The organism is Sphingobacterium litopenaei, from assembly GCF_014692495.1.
Lineage (GTDB): Bacteria > Bacteroidota > Bacteroidia > Sphingobacteriales > Sphingobacteriaceae > Sphingobacterium > Sphingobacterium litopenaei.
In genome coordinates, this window is record NZ_JACOIJ010000001.1 from 1 (window position 1) to 15299 (window position 15299).

Annotated in this window: 15 protein-coding genes and 1 pseudogene; 9 read left to right on the forward strand and 7 right to left on the reverse strand. The window is 36.0% G+C overall.

What is annotated here, in order from left to right:
• Positions 1–353: 353 nt before the first annotated feature.
• The gene (locus H8B04_RS00005) at positions 354–2801 is read left to right on the forward strand and encodes a phosphocholine-specific phospholipase C (protein ID WP_190301065.1); all 2448 of its coding nucleotides are present in this window, start codon (positions 354–356) and stop codon (positions 2799–2801) included.
• Between the two features lie 55 nt (positions 2802–2856).
• Positions 2857–3774, forward strand: coding sequence for a hypothetical protein (locus H8B04_RS00010; protein WP_190301066.1), 918 nt, complete (start codon positions 2857–2859; stop codon positions 3772–3774).
• A 35-nt stretch (positions 3775–3809) separates the two neighbouring features.
• Here the strand turns inward: H8B04_RS00010 and H8B04_RS00015 are convergent, their stop codons facing one another.
• From H8B04_RS00015 to H8B04_RS00040, 6 genes and pseudogenes are all read right to left on the reverse strand, one after another.
• A complete protein-coding gene (locus H8B04_RS00015; protein WP_190301067.1) occupies positions 3810–4151 on the reverse strand; it encodes a cupin domain-containing protein in 342 nt (113 codons plus the stop codon).
• Entirely contained in the window at positions 4141–4401 is a 261-nt protein-coding gene (locus H8B04_RS00020) for a hypothetical protein (protein ID WP_165292215.1), read from the reverse strand. The genes H8B04_RS00015 and H8B04_RS00020 overlap by 11 nt, the downstream gene beginning before the upstream one ends.
• A gap of 206 nt (positions 4402–4607) precedes the next feature.
• Positions 4608–5126 carry a GNAT family N-acetyltransferase gene (locus H8B04_RS00025; RefSeq protein WP_165292216.1) on the reverse strand — a complete coding sequence of 173 codons (519 nt, stop codon included), beginning with the start codon at positions 5124–5126 and terminating at the stop codon, positions 4608–4610.
• Positions 5127–5137: 11 nt separating this feature from the next.
• A pseudogene (locus H8B04_RS00030) lies at positions 5138–6094 on the reverse strand (5'-nucleotidase).
• Positions 6095–6178: 84 nt separating this feature from the next.
• The gene (gene folA / locus H8B04_RS00035; RefSeq protein ID WP_165292217.1) at positions 6179–6673 is read right to left on the reverse strand and encodes a type 3 dihydrofolate reductase; all 495 of its coding nucleotides are present in this window, start codon (positions 6671–6673) and stop codon (positions 6179–6181) included.
• 46 nt (positions 6674–6719) lie between these two features.
• Positions 6720–7541, reverse strand: a complete 822-nt coding sequence (locus tag H8B04_RS00040) for a thymidylate synthase (RefSeq protein ID WP_165292218.1) — start codon at positions 7539–7541, stop codon at positions 6720–6722.
• 162 nt (positions 7542–7703) lie between these two features.
• On the opposite strand from H8B04_RS00040, the gene mtaB reads away from it, so the two are divergent.
• The 5 genes from mtaB (at position 7704) to H8B04_RS00065 (ending at position 12088) form a co-directional block, all read left to right on the forward strand.
• Entirely contained in the window at positions 7704–9023 is a 1320-nt protein-coding gene (mtaB, locus tag H8B04_RS00045) for a tRNA (N(6)-L-threonylcarbamoyladenosine(37)-C(2))-methylthiotransferase MtaB (protein ID WP_165292219.1), read from the forward strand.
• Between the two features lie 100 nt (positions 9024–9123).
• Positions 9124–9795 carry a response regulator transcription factor gene (locus tag H8B04_RS00050; protein WP_190301068.1) on the forward strand — a complete coding sequence of 224 codons (672 nt, stop codon included), beginning with the start codon at positions 9124–9126 and terminating at the stop codon, positions 9793–9795.
• Positions 9796–11082, forward strand: a complete 1287-nt coding sequence (locus H8B04_RS00055; protein ID WP_190301069.1) for a sensor histidine kinase — start codon at positions 9796–9798, stop codon at positions 11080–11082. It begins immediately after the preceding gene.
• Positions 11083–11162: 80 nt separating this feature from the next.
• Complete coding sequence (locus tag H8B04_RS00060) at positions 11163–11603, forward strand: PepSY-like domain-containing protein (RefSeq protein WP_165292222.1); 441 nt, start codon at positions 11163–11165, stop codon at positions 11601–11603.
• Between the two features lie 29 nt (positions 11604–11632).
• Positions 11633–12088, forward strand: coding sequence for a PepSY-like domain-containing protein (locus H8B04_RS00065; protein ID WP_190301070.1), 456 nt, complete (start codon positions 11633–11635; stop codon positions 12086–12088).
• Positions 12089–12203: 115 nt separating this feature from the next.
• On the opposite strand, the gene H8B04_RS00070 is transcribed toward H8B04_RS00065, so the two are convergent.
• The gene (locus H8B04_RS00070) at positions 12204–13265 is read right to left on the reverse strand and encodes an aldose epimerase family protein (protein WP_190301071.1); all 1062 of its coding nucleotides are present in this window, start codon (positions 13263–13265) and stop codon (positions 12204–12206) included.
• Positions 13266–13352: 87 nt separating this feature from the next.
• Between H8B04_RS00070 and H8B04_RS00075 the strand changes: the two genes are divergently transcribed.
• Both H8B04_RS00075 and H8B04_RS00080 read left to right on the forward strand, forming a co-directional pair.
• Complete coding sequence (locus H8B04_RS00075) at positions 13353–13823, forward strand: hypothetical protein (protein WP_165292225.1); 471 nt, start codon at positions 13353–13355, stop codon at positions 13821–13823.
• A 59-nt stretch (positions 13824–13882) separates the two neighbouring features.
• Positions 13883–15229: a deoxyguanosinetriphosphate triphosphohydrolase gene (locus tag H8B04_RS00080; protein WP_165292226.1), complete on the forward strand. Its 1347-nt coding sequence runs from the start codon at positions 13883–13885 to the stop codon at positions 15227–15229.
• Positions 15230–15299: the final 70 nt, after the last annotated feature.

Sequence of the window (15299 nt, forward strand, 5' to 3'; positions counted from 1 at the left end):
GTACCACCCATCTTTTTGCCTTCGTAAAGGCCTTTCATAGCTTCTTCTTTGAAGCGCTCAAAATCAAATTTCTCGTTGTTCATTATACTGTGTCTAAAAATAAGTATTTATTTAATGACACAGTTTAATTTACACCCTCTTTATTAAGAACTCATTCGATATTTTTAAATTGATTATTCCTTTCAAATAATAATAGTGTGTGTGTTAGGGGAGTTCTCTGCCTAGAGGCTCATCTTTATTGATCTATAATTTATTATTTACTTCATCTTTGTACAGCTTCTAATAGATTTTACTATATTTTCTTTTGAAGGTTTTATATCTTGTACACATTATAACCAATATGTTTCTCTTGCATGGAAAACAGAAGATCATTTATTAAAAAAGCTGGAATATTAGCTGGTTCATTCGGAATATTTTCACATTTACCCAAATCTATTGAAGCGGCATTGGCCATAGACCCTATTGAAGGTTCGACCTTTTTAGATGCCGAACACATCGTTTTGTTGATGCAGGAAAACCGTTCTTTTGACCATTCTTTTGGTACATTGCGAGGCGTGCGAGGATTTAATGATCGTCGTGCCATCACGCTTACAAATGGTAATCCTGTCTGGCTTCAATCGAATAAGCAAGGACATACATTCGCACCATTTCGCATGGACATCAAAAATTCGAAGGCAAGTTGGAGTGGTGATTTACCCCATTCATGGGAAAATCAGATCGGAGCCTGGAATGAAGGTAAGTTTGATAAATGGTTGGATTGGAAACAATCTGGTCGCAAAGAATATAAATATTTACCGCTGACATTGGGGTATTACACACGCGAGGATATTCCATTTTATTATGCTTTTGCGGATGCTTTCACCATATGCGATCAGCATTTCTGCTCCTCTATCACAGGAACAACGACTAACCGCCATTATTTTTGGACAGGTAAATGTACGGAGTCTGCTGATTTAAAACCGTTAGTGCGCAATTCTGATACCTATTATAACAACATGGCGAGCTGGAAAACTTTTCCCGAACGCCTGCAGGAAAGCGGAATCAATTGGAAAGTTTATCAGAACGAAATTAGCTTACAAAATGAAGTGTCTGGTAATGACGAAGGATTATTGGGCAATTTTACGGACAATAACTTGGAGTGGTTTGAGCAATACAATGTACGTTTTAAGAAAAGCCATATCGAGTTCTACCAACGTAGAATAAAGGAGCTTCCAGCAGAAATAGAAGCACTGGAAAAAGAACTTGCTGCTGATCCAAATGCCCAAAAGGTTAAAAATACGCTGACGCAAAAACAGAATCAGTTAGAAAGTTTCAAACGTGAGGCGGAACAATATTCCGCGGAAAACTATGCTAAGTTGTCAGATTTTGAAAAAGAATTACACGAACGAGCTTTTCAAACCAATGAAGGAGAGCCTTTTTATCACGAAACAGAAGAAATAGAATTCGAAGGTACTACGATTCGTGTGCCAAAAGGTGATGTATTGCATCAATTTCGCCAGGATGTAGAACAAGGCAAATTACCTACAGTAAGTTGGTTGGTCGCTCCTCAACATTTCTCCGATCATCCAAGTGCACCGATGTATGGTGCTTGGTATGTTTCGGAAATATTGAATATTTTGACCAAGAATCCAGAAGTATGGAAGAAAACCATCTTTATTCTCAATTACGATGAAAACGATGGGTATTTTGATCATATTCCTCCTTTCGTAGCGCCTAAACCATCAGATATTACTTCAGGTATGGTATCGGAAGATTTAAAATCAGATTTGCTGACAGAATATGTAACCAAAGAACAGGAATTGGCTTCGGGAGTAAGTGAATCCAATGCCACGGAAGGGCCAGTAGGATTGGGCTATCGTGTTCCGCTTATTGTAGCGTCACCGTGGACAAGAGGTGGATGGGTTAATTCCGAAGTATGTGATATTACTTCCACTATTCAGTTTTTGGAAGTGTTTCTGAATAAAAAGTATAATAAGAATGTTTTAGAGTCAAATATTTCTAAATGGCGCAGAGCTATTACGGGGGATTTAACCTCGGTGTTCCGAACATACAATTCACAAGAGAAAATGAATTTGCCAGATTTTCTGGATATGAAACGGCAGATTTCGGAAATAAATAGTGCTAAGAATAAACCCCTTCCAGATGGCTACAAAGAATTTACTCCCGCAGAAGTAGAAAAGATAAAGGCAGGGGAAAAACTACCGCAGCTGCCTTTTCAAGAGCAAGGTACCAAACCTTCCAATGCATTGCATTATGAGTTATATGTTCATGAATCTCAGCAACAGGGGCAAGTAGAATTGACTTTTGAAGCATCAGATAAGCTCTTTGGAACGAAAGCTTTGGCATGTGCTTTCAATGTATATGATCTGTCGGGCATGAACCGTTTTAGTAAATCTTTTGCTGTAAAAGCGGGTGATAAAATAAATCACCTTTGGAGAAAGGCAGAGAAGGGTACATATAACCTCGCCGTACATGGACCAAATGGATTTTATAGAAAATATCAGAGTACGCACGATAAAACCCACATTAAGGTAACGGTAAGTTATTCTGCTAAAAGTAATCTTATTTTACAACTGGAAAATACAGGCAGAGGTACACAAAATATCGATTGTTATAATGCTTATACAGGCAAAAAACTGACCGTGTCTCTGAAATCAAAAAAATCCATGACCTTGGAAGTTGATACACAGGAATATGGTCGCTGGTATGATTTTACCTTAAAAGCTGACGGTTGGGAGAGACAGTACGCGGGTAGAATAGAGAATGGTCAGCCTAGTATTTCAGATCCGTTAATGGCATAATGTTTTTATCTAGGAAAAATTTATTTATATTTAAGAAGATACTACAATTATATTCATGCGAAATTTACTATCCTTTTTCTTAATATTGATAGTCTTGGTCTCAACGGCTCAAGAAGGAAATTTAAAATTATCTTCAAAACGAAATTCGGATAAATCTATAGATATTGAATGTGAGAAGATGGAAGCTGGTTCTTCAACCGTCATCCTTAAATTCAAAGAGCTATCCAATAGTTCATTGCGGAATACGGTTTTTACTGTTAATGGTTTTTCTGGAAATATCGTAACATTACAACCTATCAATAAAGACCAGTCTATAACTTATTCGTACACATACAGGTATGTGAGAGGTAAATTGAATCCCAAAATCTCGAAGGATTTTGTTTACGCTTTACCCTATCCTGTTTCAACAGAAGTAGCAGTACGAGAAGCCGGATTTTTACGTTCTAAATATTTTGGAAGCAAACAACCTGAGGATTGGAAAGTATTTTACTTAGTAACGAAAGAACAATCGGTAGTGACCGCTTCGCGCAAAGGATTGGTGTTACAAGTAGAAAATGATAAAGAAGAAATCGATGAAGAGCGTGTTTCTTATTCTTCAGAATCCAATAAAATAATCATTGAGCATGAAGATGGTACCTTGGCTATGTATTCGGGTTTTGCTAAAGGAAGTATTAATGTAAGAGTAGGGGAGACAGTCATTCCTGGACAAGAGCTCGGTAGAAATATGAAGCGTGGTAATAATCAATATGCTATTTCTTTTTCTGTCTATTACCTAAAGAATGTAGACCAAATATTTGAAGAAAACAAAAATGTAACTACAGCAGAAAGTTATTATGGTTGGGTAAATCCACTATTTATAACTAATGCTGGAAATATAAATCTTGAAGGAAAACAAAAATACGAAGTTCAGCTTTCGGATGAGATTATTCAAAAAGAACTTTCTAAACGTGAACTCAAAAAATTAGGCAAATAAAGATCAAAGGCTTCCATTAAGGAAGCCTTTGTGCATTAAATAAAATCTTCTCGATAAGGGGAAAAGCTATCAATAAGCTCTCCATCTTTAAGACATTCACATCCGTGAATTATATTTCCTTGAATAATACAGCTATCACCGGCTTCTATAATTTTTGTTTCTTCCCCTATGGTGTATTTAAATTTACCCGATTGTACGAAAGAGATTTGAGTATGCGGATGCTGATGTAATGCGCCAATGCCTCCTTTTGTAAATCTGACTTTGACCAGCATAAGATCTGGCGTATAGACACAGATTTTTCGTTTTACATGGGCATCTATTATTTCCCAATCGTTTTCTTTATCCGAATAAAATGGTTTTGATAATTTATTTTGCATTTCGCAATTCAAGTTCTTTTTCTATTTCTTTGGCAAGCGTATTGCTTTTGTTTGCATTCCTGATGAAAAAATAGGCTACTAATAATGTCAAAATTGATCCGAATCCCAATCCTCCTTTGAAGGCACTGAAAGCAAAAACGCCAATGGTGAATCCTACAAGTACGGCATTAATGATTTTTTCAGTTTTAAGTTGTTTTAGTTTCTTGTTTAGTTCTTGTGTGCTCTGTTCGAATAGACTTGTTAATTCCATAGTGTATATGTAGGCTAAGCTAATTTTTAGACGTAAAAATAAGCATTATAAATGACTAAAAATGTGCCCTACATTACTAATTGCTTGATTTATTATATTCTTTGAGCGCCTCTAATATTTTTTTCTTTTCTAATAGTTTGAGTGCTTTCGTATTATCCAAAATCATGGGCTTCAGATTTTCTCAGTGGTTTCATCTATAATATATTTTAAACCTCATTAAATTCTTTTGGGTATTGTACCGTTCCATTTACATCTTCTAAGGCGTTTGGAATTAATTCAAGTGCCATAAAAACTTCATCAGGTACCTCAAAAGGCGCTTTAATTTCCCATTTGGACGCAGGTTCAAAACCAAATTTCGGGTAATAATGTTCATGACCCAGGACTATAACAGAACCAAAACCTAATTCCTCCGCACGTTTTAATCCTTCGCGAATGAGTTGTCCGCCAATGCCTTGCTTTTGAAAATCCGCACTAACTGCCATTGGCGCTAACGCTAAAGATTCGATTGCTGAATCGCCATTTACAATTTTAATCTTGGTAAAAAGTATATGCCCAACCAGTTGATTATCTAGTTCTGCAACTAATGAAAGTTCGGGTATAAAAGTATCACTGTGACGCAAAGCATCGACTAAATTTGCTTCAGCTTCTTGTTCAAAAGCTTGTTTATTAATTTGATAAACCGCTTGGATATCTTTGGGTTGTTCTTGTCGGATGGTAGGAGGCATGGTGTCTTTAATTATTGATTTTTAATTAATGTTATGTTTTCCATATCAGGGGTATATAAAGGAGAGTCAGATGCATAAGGAACTCTACCCGATGGAACATATTTTGAAGAGTCTTTGAGATGAACATCTTGATCATCAAAGAAAATATGAGCACCAAAAGCTTTAAGAACTTTATCTTTTGAAAGACCTCCTAAAAAATAAGCTTCATCAACGTATACCCCCCCCCATTTTCTTAATGTTTTAATAACTCTCATATGAGCAGGTGCATTTCTTGCAGTTACTATCGCTAGTCTCAAAGGTGATAATTCAATAGTTGTATGAAATTGTTCTTGAATTTTTGAAAGTTTAATAAGAAGTTTTGCAAACGGACCTTCACCAAGTTCGACATCTTCATTCTCTAGTTCAAATTTATGAAAAGCATCTAACCCTTCTTTTTTATATCTGCTTTCGGAATCATCTGAGAATATTACAGCATCAGCATCGAAAGCTATTTTCACTCTATTATCAGTTGATTTAAACTCTGTAGGAGGAGAATATATATATGCTGCAGCGCATTGTTTGGAATCTATTACAGATTGAACATCTTTTGAATCTTTACTTAGAAATAAATCTATATCAAATGCATCAATATAGGGGGCTAATGGCTCACCTCCACTGAAAGCCATTCTAGAAATATCTAACTTGTATTGTCTGACTGAGTTCATTATCCTTACTCCTGTTTCTGGACTATTTCACGACATTACTACAACCTCTACAATCCTTTTTTTAGCATCATTGTTTAAATGTAGCAAGCTTTGAACTAAATGAAACGCAGTTCCTGGATTTAAAGGCTCATTTTCGTTTTCCTGCTGAAACTTCCTATATCCTGCAATACCTTCACTTTCGAAAATTTGATTTTCTTTTTCAAGATCAAATAGAGCTCTACTTGAAACTCCAATTACTAAGATTTCTGACAAATCAACAGGCATAATTTCAATATTTTATTGGTTCTTAAAAATTCTTTCCTTCCAAAAGTATCGGGGAGTTTGTTTTGGAAGGAAAGTTAAATATTATTACGCTCTTTCGTATACTTCGAACGTATAATCAAAAGTGTGTTTTTCGTCTTTTTCGTGCTTTTCAGCGCTTACTAATTTCCATTCATGATCTAATAATTCAGGGAAATACGCATCGCCATCTATTGTGGTATGTACACGAGTCAACAATATTTTATCTGCTAAAGGCAAAGTTTGCTTGTAGATTTCTGCACCACCGATAATAAAGATTTCGCGCTCGTCACGGCAATAGTTTAATACCTCTTGCACACTATTCGCTACATCCACTTCATCGTGGCTATAGTTCATATCACGCGTCAAAATAATATTGCGACGCTCAGGAAGTGGTTTTCCAATCGATTCAAAAGTCTTGCGACCCATCACGACAGAATGTTCTAAGGTATTTTTCTTAAAGTATTTAAAATCATTCGGCAAATGCCAAGGCATCTGATTGTTTTTGCCAATGGCATTATTTTCCGCAGCAGCTACGATTAATGTTATTTTAGTATCACTCATTGATTGTTAATTTTCAAATCTCCAAATTATCTCATTCTCTAAAGCTCTATACCGCCACCGGAGCTTTGATATGCGGATGGAATTCATAACCCACCAACTCAAAATCCTCAAATTTAAAATCAAAAATATCCTTCACTTCTGGATTGATTTTCATTGTAGGAAGCGGTTTTGGCTCACGAGACAATTGCAATTCTGTCTGTTCGAAGTGATTGCTGTAGATATGGGCATCCCCAAACGTATGTATAAATTCACCAGCTTCCATATCACATACTTGCGCTACCATCATCGTCAATAGCGCATAAGAAGCAATATTGAACGGTACTCCTAAGAAAATATCCGCAGAACGTTGGTACAATTGACAGGAAAGTTGCGGTTTCAAAATTCCTTTTTCTGGTTGTGCGGGAGCTACATTGAACTGGAAGAAAGCGTGACAAGGCGGCAAAGCCATGTTTTCGATTTCCGCGACATTCCACGCTGAGACAATAATACGGCGTGAATCCGGTGAATTTTTCAACTGATTAATCACTTGCGTGATTTGGTCGATATGTCTGCCATCCGGTGTTGGCCAAGAGCGCCATTGCGAACCGTATACCGGTCCTAAATTACCGTTCTCATCTGCCCATTCATCCCAAATGCTTACCCCATTATCCTTAAGGTATTTGATATTAGTTTCTCCTTTCAAAAACCAAATCAATTCGTGGATAATCGACCGTAAATGCAGTTTTTTAGTCGTTATAATCGGAAAACCTTCTTGAAGATTGAAACGCATTTGATAACCAAAAACACTGCGTGTACCCGTACCCGTTCTATCTGTTTTGTCCACTCCTGTGGTGTATACGTGTTTTAGTAAATCTAAATATTGTTTCATGTTTCAGTAAGTTTTAAAGATTTTCTACGATTTTAGAATATTCAAAACTACTGAAATTAGCGGGAAGGAAAAAGTGCTTTTACTTTTAAAAATGTCATTGGCATCTCAAATCTTATAACTATAAAGGTAAGTCTAAAAAAAAGCGTATTTTTGCAACTTATTATGAATAAAAAAGTAGCTTTCTATACACTGGGTTGTAAGTTGAATTTTTCGGAGACTTCATCTATTGGACGTCAGTTCAAAGATGCAGGCTATGATACCACGCCATTCAATTCGCCAGCAGACGTTTATGTAATCAACACGTGTTCGGTGACGGACAATGCGGATAAGAAATGTCGAAAGGTGGTGAAGGAAGCGTTGAAATATTCGCCAAATGCATATATCACAATTGTAGGCTGTTACGCGCAATTGAAACCGCAAGAAATCGCAGAAATTCCTGGTGTGGATATGGTATTGGGTGCTGCGGAGAAATTCAATATTATTGAGCATATCAATGACTTGACCAAACAAGAGAAAGCGGTTGTTCATAATGCACCGATTGATGAGACGAACCAATTTGTGACGGCTTATTCGATTGGTGACCGTACGCGTACTTTCCTAAAAGTACAAGACGGATGTGATTATTCATGTACATTTTGTACGATTCCATTGGCACGTGGGGCTAGTCGTTCGGGTAAAATAGAAGATATTGTGCGTCAAGCGGAAGAAATTGCAGCTTCCGGTGTGAAAGAAATTGTGTTGACGGGTGTGAATATTGGAGATTTCGGTATTCGTGATGGCAAACGTCAGGACAAATTCTTGGATTTGGTAAAGGCATTGGACGAAGTAGAAGGTATTGACCGTATTCGTATTTCATCGATTGAACCGAATTTGTTGGCTAATGAGATTATCGAATTTGTAGCACAGTCCAAACGTTTTGTTCCGCATTTTCATATGCCATTGCAATCGGGAAATAACAAGGTGTTGGCAAAAATGCGTCGTCGCTATAAACGTGAGTTGTATGCAGAGCGCGTAGCGAAAATTAAATCGTTGATGCCAAATGCTTGTATAGGTGTGGATGTGATTGTGGGTTTCCCTGGTGAGACACGAGAAGATTTTATCGATACCTACAATTTCTTGAATGATCTGCCTATTTCGTATTTGCATGTATTTACTTATTCAGAACGTGAAAACACGATTGCGGCACAGATGGAAGGTGCCGTACCGGGAGCGCAACGTTCGGATCGTAGTAAGATGTTGCATATCCTTTCGGAGAAAAAGCGTCGTGCTTTCTATGAAGAAAATTTGGGTGCCATCGGAGAGGTGTTGTTTGAATCAGATGAGAAGGATGGTTATATGCACGGATTTTCTAAAAACTATGTGAAAGTACGTACACCTTACGATCCATTGTTAGTTAATGAGATTGTTCCGGTCAAATTCACTTCCATTTCTGAATCAGGAGATGTTGATATAGAAGAATTGCCAGAGCTTTTGGCACACTAAAATAAACAGAAAGGGATGAGTAATCATCCCTTTTTTATGTCCGAATATTTCGGTAAATTCCTAAAATATTCCCAATTCTTATTGTAATATTGTTTCTGCTATGAAAGTATTAATTGTCGAAGATGAATTAGCACTACAACAGGGCATTCGTGAATTTTTGGAAGGAGAGAAGTTTTTGGTAGAAACCGCTTCGACATATTTGGAAGCGGTGGACAAAGTGATGAACTATCCTTATGATTGTGTATTGCTGGATATTATGCTTACTGGAGGTTCGGGAATGGATGTGCTGAGGGAAATGCGTGCTAATCAGGTCAAAAGCTCAGTTTTGATTCTTTCGGCCAAAGATTCTGTAGAAGATAAAGTTGCTGGATTAGAAATTGGAGCAGATGATTATTTAGCAAAACCATTTCATTTTGCGGAATTATTGGCGCGACTAAAATCTATTATTCGTCGCAATGCACAGGATGGTGAACAGCTTTTGCGATACAAAAATGTAAGCTTGAATCCCGAAACTAGAGAGGTGAAAATTAATGGTGTGAATCTTACTTTGAATCGAAAAGAGTACGATCTTTTTTACTATTTCATGCTTCGTCCAAATAAATTACAGGAAAAATCTACATTAGCTGAAACGGTGTGGGGTGACCATGCTGATCAAGCGGATAATTTAGATTTTATCTACTCGCAAATAAAAAACCTTCGTAAGAAATTGAAATCTGCCAATGCCGATTGTGATATTCAAGCGGTGTACGGTGTGGGATATAAATTGATTTAAATGGCTATTTCTGTAAAAAATTATACCAACAGATATGTTAGTATTGCTATCTTAATTGTAATGGCTGTGTGGGCTGCATTGTTCTATGCAGTCATTATGGATGAAGTCTATGACAATATCGACGATGGGCTGAAAAATCAAAAAATCCTTATTATCCGTGAGGTGTATAGCAATCCAAAACTGATTGAAGAATCCAAAGAATTTGGTATCAATCAATTTGTGATTCGTAAGGTCGAAAATCTGGAAGAAACCGTCGACCAAAATAAATTCTCGAAAGAATTTATCTACATGCCATATGATGCAGAAGAGGAGCCTTACCGAATTTTACGTACGGGCTTTTATGATGCATCAGGAAAACCTTATCATTTGGAAATTCGCACTTCCACCGTTGAAGAGGATGATTTTTTGATTAATCTGGCTATTTCTTTATTGGTGCTGTACGTGGTTATTGTGTTGAGTATTTTGATTATTAACCACTATATGTTGGGACGTGCATGGCAACCTTTCAAACAAATTTTAAAGAATCTTTCCAAATATCGTTTTGGTAAAGCGAACAGTTTTGAAGCGGTATCTTCACCGGTTTCCGAGTTTAATGACTTGAACAATCATATTTCGCATATGATTCAACAAAATGAAAAGGTCTTTGATAATCAAAAGCGTTTTTTGGAAAATGCTGCGCATGAATTACAGACACCATTGGCTGTTGGAATCAACAAACTCGAACTTGTGCTTGAAAACTCCCATCTAAATGAAGATGATACGGTTCGAATCGTAGAGGCAAAACGTTCTTTGCAACGGATGGTAAACCTCAATAAGAGTTTGTTAACGCTTTCACGTATCAACAATCAACAATACGCCGGCAACGATAACGTACTAGTTAATACAATAGTCCGAGATTTATTAATGGATTACGAAGATGTATTGCAATACAAAGATATCAAAGTGGATTTTCAGGAGAAGGGAGAGTTCCTAGTGGATGCGAATACCGATTTGATGCAGATTTTATTTTCGAATCTGTTGAGCAATGCAATTAAGTATAATTTGAAATCGGGATCGATTGCTATAGATATTTCTAGTAATGCTATTTCTGTTTCCAATACCAGCACAGAGCGAGCCTTAAATCCAGATTATATCTTTGAACGATTTTATAAAGGCAATCAAGATCATAATTCTAATGGTCTAGGCCTGTCTATTGTGCATACTATTCTGGAGAAATACCCTACTTTAAAGATTCAGTACGCTTACCAAAATAATATGCAAGTGTTTGAAATTAAAAAAGTTGAGTAATTTTTTTTAAATAGGTTCGATTTTCCCAAATCTTTCCCAAATCTGTTCTGAATTTTGTAGTGTAATCAAAAGGATAACAGATGAAAACAATGTTTAAAACACTTTCAGTAATAGGATTAATGGCAGCAAGTTTAGCTGTTAATGCCCAAGATAAAATTATTCAATTATCTCAATTGCCTAAGCAAGCGCAAACTTTCTTAAAAGCGCACGGTGCTACAAATGGTATTTCCTATATCAAAATGGAAGATGAGCTTTTCAAAAAATCATACGAAGTAAAAATGAATGATGGCTCGGAATTTGAATTTGACAAAAATGGAAATTGGAAAGAAATTGATTTGAAACATAAAGCTGTACCTGCGGCGTTAATTCCACAGCCTATTAAAGTTTATGTAGCGAAGAGCTTTCCAAATAACAAGATTGTGAAAATCTCGAAAGAATCTTCTAAATATGAAGTAGAATTGTCTAATGGATTGGATCTGGAATTTAATTCTAAAGGAAAATTCTTACGTATTGATGATTAATTATTGAATAACACACTAATATATAGACTATGAAAAATTTATTTTCTAAAATCGCTTTGTTATCTGCAGTCGTATTTACAATGACTTCATGTGATAAAGACGATCAGTTAATTTCAAATGAAGAATTACCAACAGTATCTAAAACTTTCGTAAACGAATATTTTGGAAGTGCTAAAATTATCTCCACTGTCAAAGACAAAGAAGGCATGTCATCTTATGAATATGAAGTGAAATTAGATAATGGTGTTGACATTAAATTTGATAATGCAGGTTTATGGCAAGATGTAGAAATGAGAAATGACACACAAGCATTACCTAATACAGCTTTTATCTTACCCACAATTGTTGATTATGTTACGACTAATTACGCATCAGCTGGTATAAATGGTATCGATAGAGAGTTGAATGGTTTTGATGTAGAATTGACGAATGATGTGGATTTAGTATTCGACAAAGAAGGGAGCTTCATCCGTATTGACAGATAATCCTAACACATACACTATAATTTCATTTTGGTAAATGAGGAAAGGGACAACCACTGTTGTCCCTAATTTTTTTTATAATATTCCAATGTCGCTCTTATTGGCTTGTTTTGAAATTTTATTTACGAATACAGAACTTATATTTCATATTGAAATTGTATTCTTTCCCTGGTTCTAAGATAAATTGTGGGAATGCTGACTGATTTGGATGATCGAGGTGATGCTGCGCTTCGAAACAAAAACCACCATTTTCTAAATATTTTTTACCTGATTTACCTAAATCATCTGATAAATAATTGCCAGAATAAAGATGTACAGTAGGGTAATCTGTATACAATTCCAAAGTAATACCTGACTCAGGACTATAAGCTGACGCAGCTACTTGAGAGTACGCATTTTCATTGATGTAGCTGTGGTCAAAACCTTTGGCAATATGTAATTGATTGTCTTCAGCACCAATTCTATCCGCTATTTTAGCTTCTTGTGTAAAGTCGAATACTGTTCCAGTAACATCTTTCAAATGTCCTGATGGCAACTGATTTTCATTTATTTCAATGAATAGGTTCGAATTAATTTGAACGAGATGATTCAGAATATCGCCATTTCCTTCTCCATTTAGATTGAAATAAGCATGATTCGTTAAATTGATAATAGTACGTTTCTCAGCAGTCGCTCTAAAATTAATTATGATTTCGTTATCATCAGTTAGTTCGTAGGTAACCGAAATTTTTGCTTCCCCTGGAAACCCAGCCTCACCGTCAGGTGATACATAATAAAAGGTTACTTTTTTACGAAAACTCACTTGTCTATCCCACACTTTCGTATGAAATCCTTCTGGCCCACCATGCAAGCAATTAGTTCCATTGTTTTGCGGTAAGGTGTATTCTTGTCCATCAATTACGAATTTACCATTAGCGATGCGGTTGGCAAATCTACCAATTGTGGCACCATGATATAATTCTTTAGCCTTTAGATAACCTTCTATGCTATCAAATCCCAATACCACATCGATTAAATTGCCATTCTTGTCGGGTACTAAAGCACTAACAAGTCTTGCACCATAGTCTGTCAATGCGATTTGCATTCCAGCTCTATTTTTTAAAGTAAATAAGTGGGTGTTCTTACCGTTTAGATTTCCTTCAAATTTCTCTACCTCGGGTAATATATAGCTAGTGCTCATTAGTCTAATTGATTATACTTTTTGCTAAAAATAAGAAAAAACGTTGACAAGATGAAGAAAAGGAATTTTTGTATTATATTTAGGAGTATGGAAAAAAAGTACGTTTACCTATCATTTGCTTTTTTGGCAATCCTGTTATTCATTTATACGTTTATTTTTGTCGATGAAACGCATCATTTGGTGCTTAATGCAGGTTGGGAGACGAATTTAATAGAAACCAAATGGCTTCTTTATTTAGTGGTGGGTATAGGTATTTGCTTGTGGGGCTTTTATCATTTTTTTGGTTCAATTTTATATAGCGAAGGCCTGATTTATCTCCATTTAATATCGTATTTAATATTAGCCTTAGTCTTAATTCTTTGGGACAATAATACATTTTCTCTTCAAGAAGCTGTAGAGTCACAAACGTATAATTCTGTACATGATTTACGCAGTGATTACCACAATGTTAGCGGCCGTGAAACCATTTACCGATCTTTGTTTTGGCTATTTTTATTAATTCAGCCTATTGGTTTGGTTAATTTGTTGATGGGCTTTCTCAAGCCAAATGAAAAATAGCGCACTAATGTTATAAGTCAGAAAGCGTATATTTGTCGCTGAAAAAATCCGATATCTTAATGAACTGGAAACAACTTATATCTGCTAAACGGTGGGGCTATGAAAGACGTGAGTCACATGAGCAATTTGATGCAAGATCTGAATTTCAACGGGATTATGATCGTTTAATATTCTCCTCGCCATTTCGACGTTTACAGAATAAGACACAAGTTTTTCCTTTACCAGGAGCTGTATTTGTACACAATCGTCTGACTCATAGTTTGGAAGTCGCTTCGGTAGGACGATCTTTGGGGCGTTTGTTTTATAATTTGATGAAACAAGAATACCCTAAAATCGATGAAGAAGTACCTTATTTGCAAGAGGTAGGAAATATTATTTCTGCTGCCTGTCTATCGCATGATTTGGGAAATCCAGCATTTGGACATTCGGGAGAGGCAGCGATTTCATCTTATTTTACCGAAGGTGAGGGAAAAAAATATCAGGAGCAGGTTACACCAAAACAATGGTCAGATTTAACCCATTTCGAAGGTAATGCTAATGCATTGCGTATTTTGACACATGCTTTCAATGGGAAAGATCCAAAAGGATTTGCATTGACATATGCTACCTTAGCATCCATCGTAAAATATCCTTGCTCGGCGATTGATGGACATGTGAAAGGTAATCATCACCGCAAAAAATATGGTTTTTTCGAAGGAGAAAGAGAATCATTTGAGAAAATAGCGCTGGAATTAGGCCTACAAAAAGATCCTACCAATCCAAACGGCTATTTACGTCATCCTTTGGTGTATTTGGTCGAAGCGGCAGATGATATTTGTTATAATATCATTGATTTAGAAGATGCACATCATTTAAAAATATTGTCTTACGAAGAGGTTGAGGATTTGCTACTTCCATTGTGTGGTAGCGAAAGCCTGAAAGCGCGTTTGGAAAGTTTAGGTGATAAAGGATCAAGAGTTGAATTATTACGAGCGAAAGCCATTAATACCTTAATTCAAGGTTGTGCTTCTGTATTTGTCCAAAATCAAGATAAATTTCTTACAGGAGCTTTTGAAAGTTCATTAGTGGATGCTTTAGATACAGAAATCGTGAAACAAATGAAGAAGATTGAGAAAGTTTCTGTGGCACGTATCTATAATGCTCCGACAGTTGTGCAAATAGAAATTGCAGGTTATAAAGTAATGAATGCTTTATTGGAAGAATTTGTGCCAGCGTATTTGAAAACAAATAAAACGATGTTCGATAAGAAATTGGTGGCTATGATACCTGAACAGTTTCATACAGATAAGGAAGATGCGTATTCTAAAATACGTGCGGTATTGGATTTCGTGTCAGGAATGACCGATGTCTATGCTGTAGATTTGTATCGTAAAATAAAAGGGATTTCAATTCCTTCATTAGATTAAAGTAGATAAACAGATGTTAGATTTGAGATGAAAGATAAATAGTTAGTCTATTGTCTTTTGTCTCAAATTT

Bases quoted from the DNA above. Each gene is read 5' to 3' on its own strand.
- H8B04_RS00005 (WP_190301065.1), top strand. From the start codon at position 354: ATGGAAAACAGAAGATCATTTATTAAAAAAGCTGGAATATTAGCTGGT.
- H8B04_RS00010 (WP_190301066.1), top strand. From the start codon at position 2,857: ATGCGAAATTTACTATCCTTTTTCTTAATATTGATAGTCTTGGTCTCA.
- H8B04_RS00015 (WP_190301067.1), bottom strand. From the start codon at position 4,151: ATGCAAAATAAATTATCAAAACCATTTTATTCGGATAAAGAAAACGAT.
- H8B04_RS00020 (WP_165292215.1), bottom strand. From the start codon at position 4,401: ATGGAATTAACAAGTCTATTCGAACAGAGCACACAAGAACTAAACAAG.
- H8B04_RS00025 (WP_165292216.1), bottom strand. From the start codon at position 5,126: ATGCCTCCTACCATCCGACAAGAACAACCCAAAGATATCCAAGCGGTT.
- folA (WP_165292217.1), bottom strand. From the start codon at position 6,673: ATGAGTGATACTAAAATAACATTAATCGTAGCTGCTGCGGAAAATAAT.
- H8B04_RS00040 (WP_165292218.1), bottom strand. From the start codon at position 7,541: ATGAAACAATATTTAGATTTACTAAAACACGTATACACCACAGGAGTG.
- mtaB (WP_165292219.1), top strand. From the start codon at position 7,704: ATGAATAAAAAAGTAGCTTTCTATACACTGGGTTGTAAGTTGAATTTT.
- H8B04_RS00050 (WP_190301068.1), top strand. From the start codon at position 9,124: ATGAAAGTATTAATTGTCGAAGATGAATTAGCACTACAACAGGGCATT.
- H8B04_RS00055 (WP_190301069.1), top strand. From the start codon at position 9,796: ATGGCTATTTCTGTAAAAAATTATACCAACAGATATGTTAGTATTGCT.
- H8B04_RS00060 (WP_165292222.1), top strand. From the start codon at position 11,163: ATGAAAACAATGTTTAAAACACTTTCAGTAATAGGATTAATGGCAGCA.
- H8B04_RS00065 (WP_190301070.1), top strand. From the start codon at position 11,633: ATGAAAAATTTATTTTCTAAAATCGCTTTGTTATCTGCAGTCGTATTT.
- H8B04_RS00070 (WP_190301071.1), bottom strand. From the start codon at position 13,265: ATGAGCACTAGCTATATATTACCCGAGGTAGAGAAATTTGAAGGAAAT.
- H8B04_RS00075 (WP_165292225.1), top strand. From the start codon at position 13,353: ATGGAAAAAAAGTACGTTTACCTATCATTTGCTTTTTTGGCAATCCTG.
- H8B04_RS00080 (WP_165292226.1), top strand. From the start codon at position 13,883: ATGAACTGGAAACAACTTATATCTGCTAAACGGTGGGGCTATGAAAGA.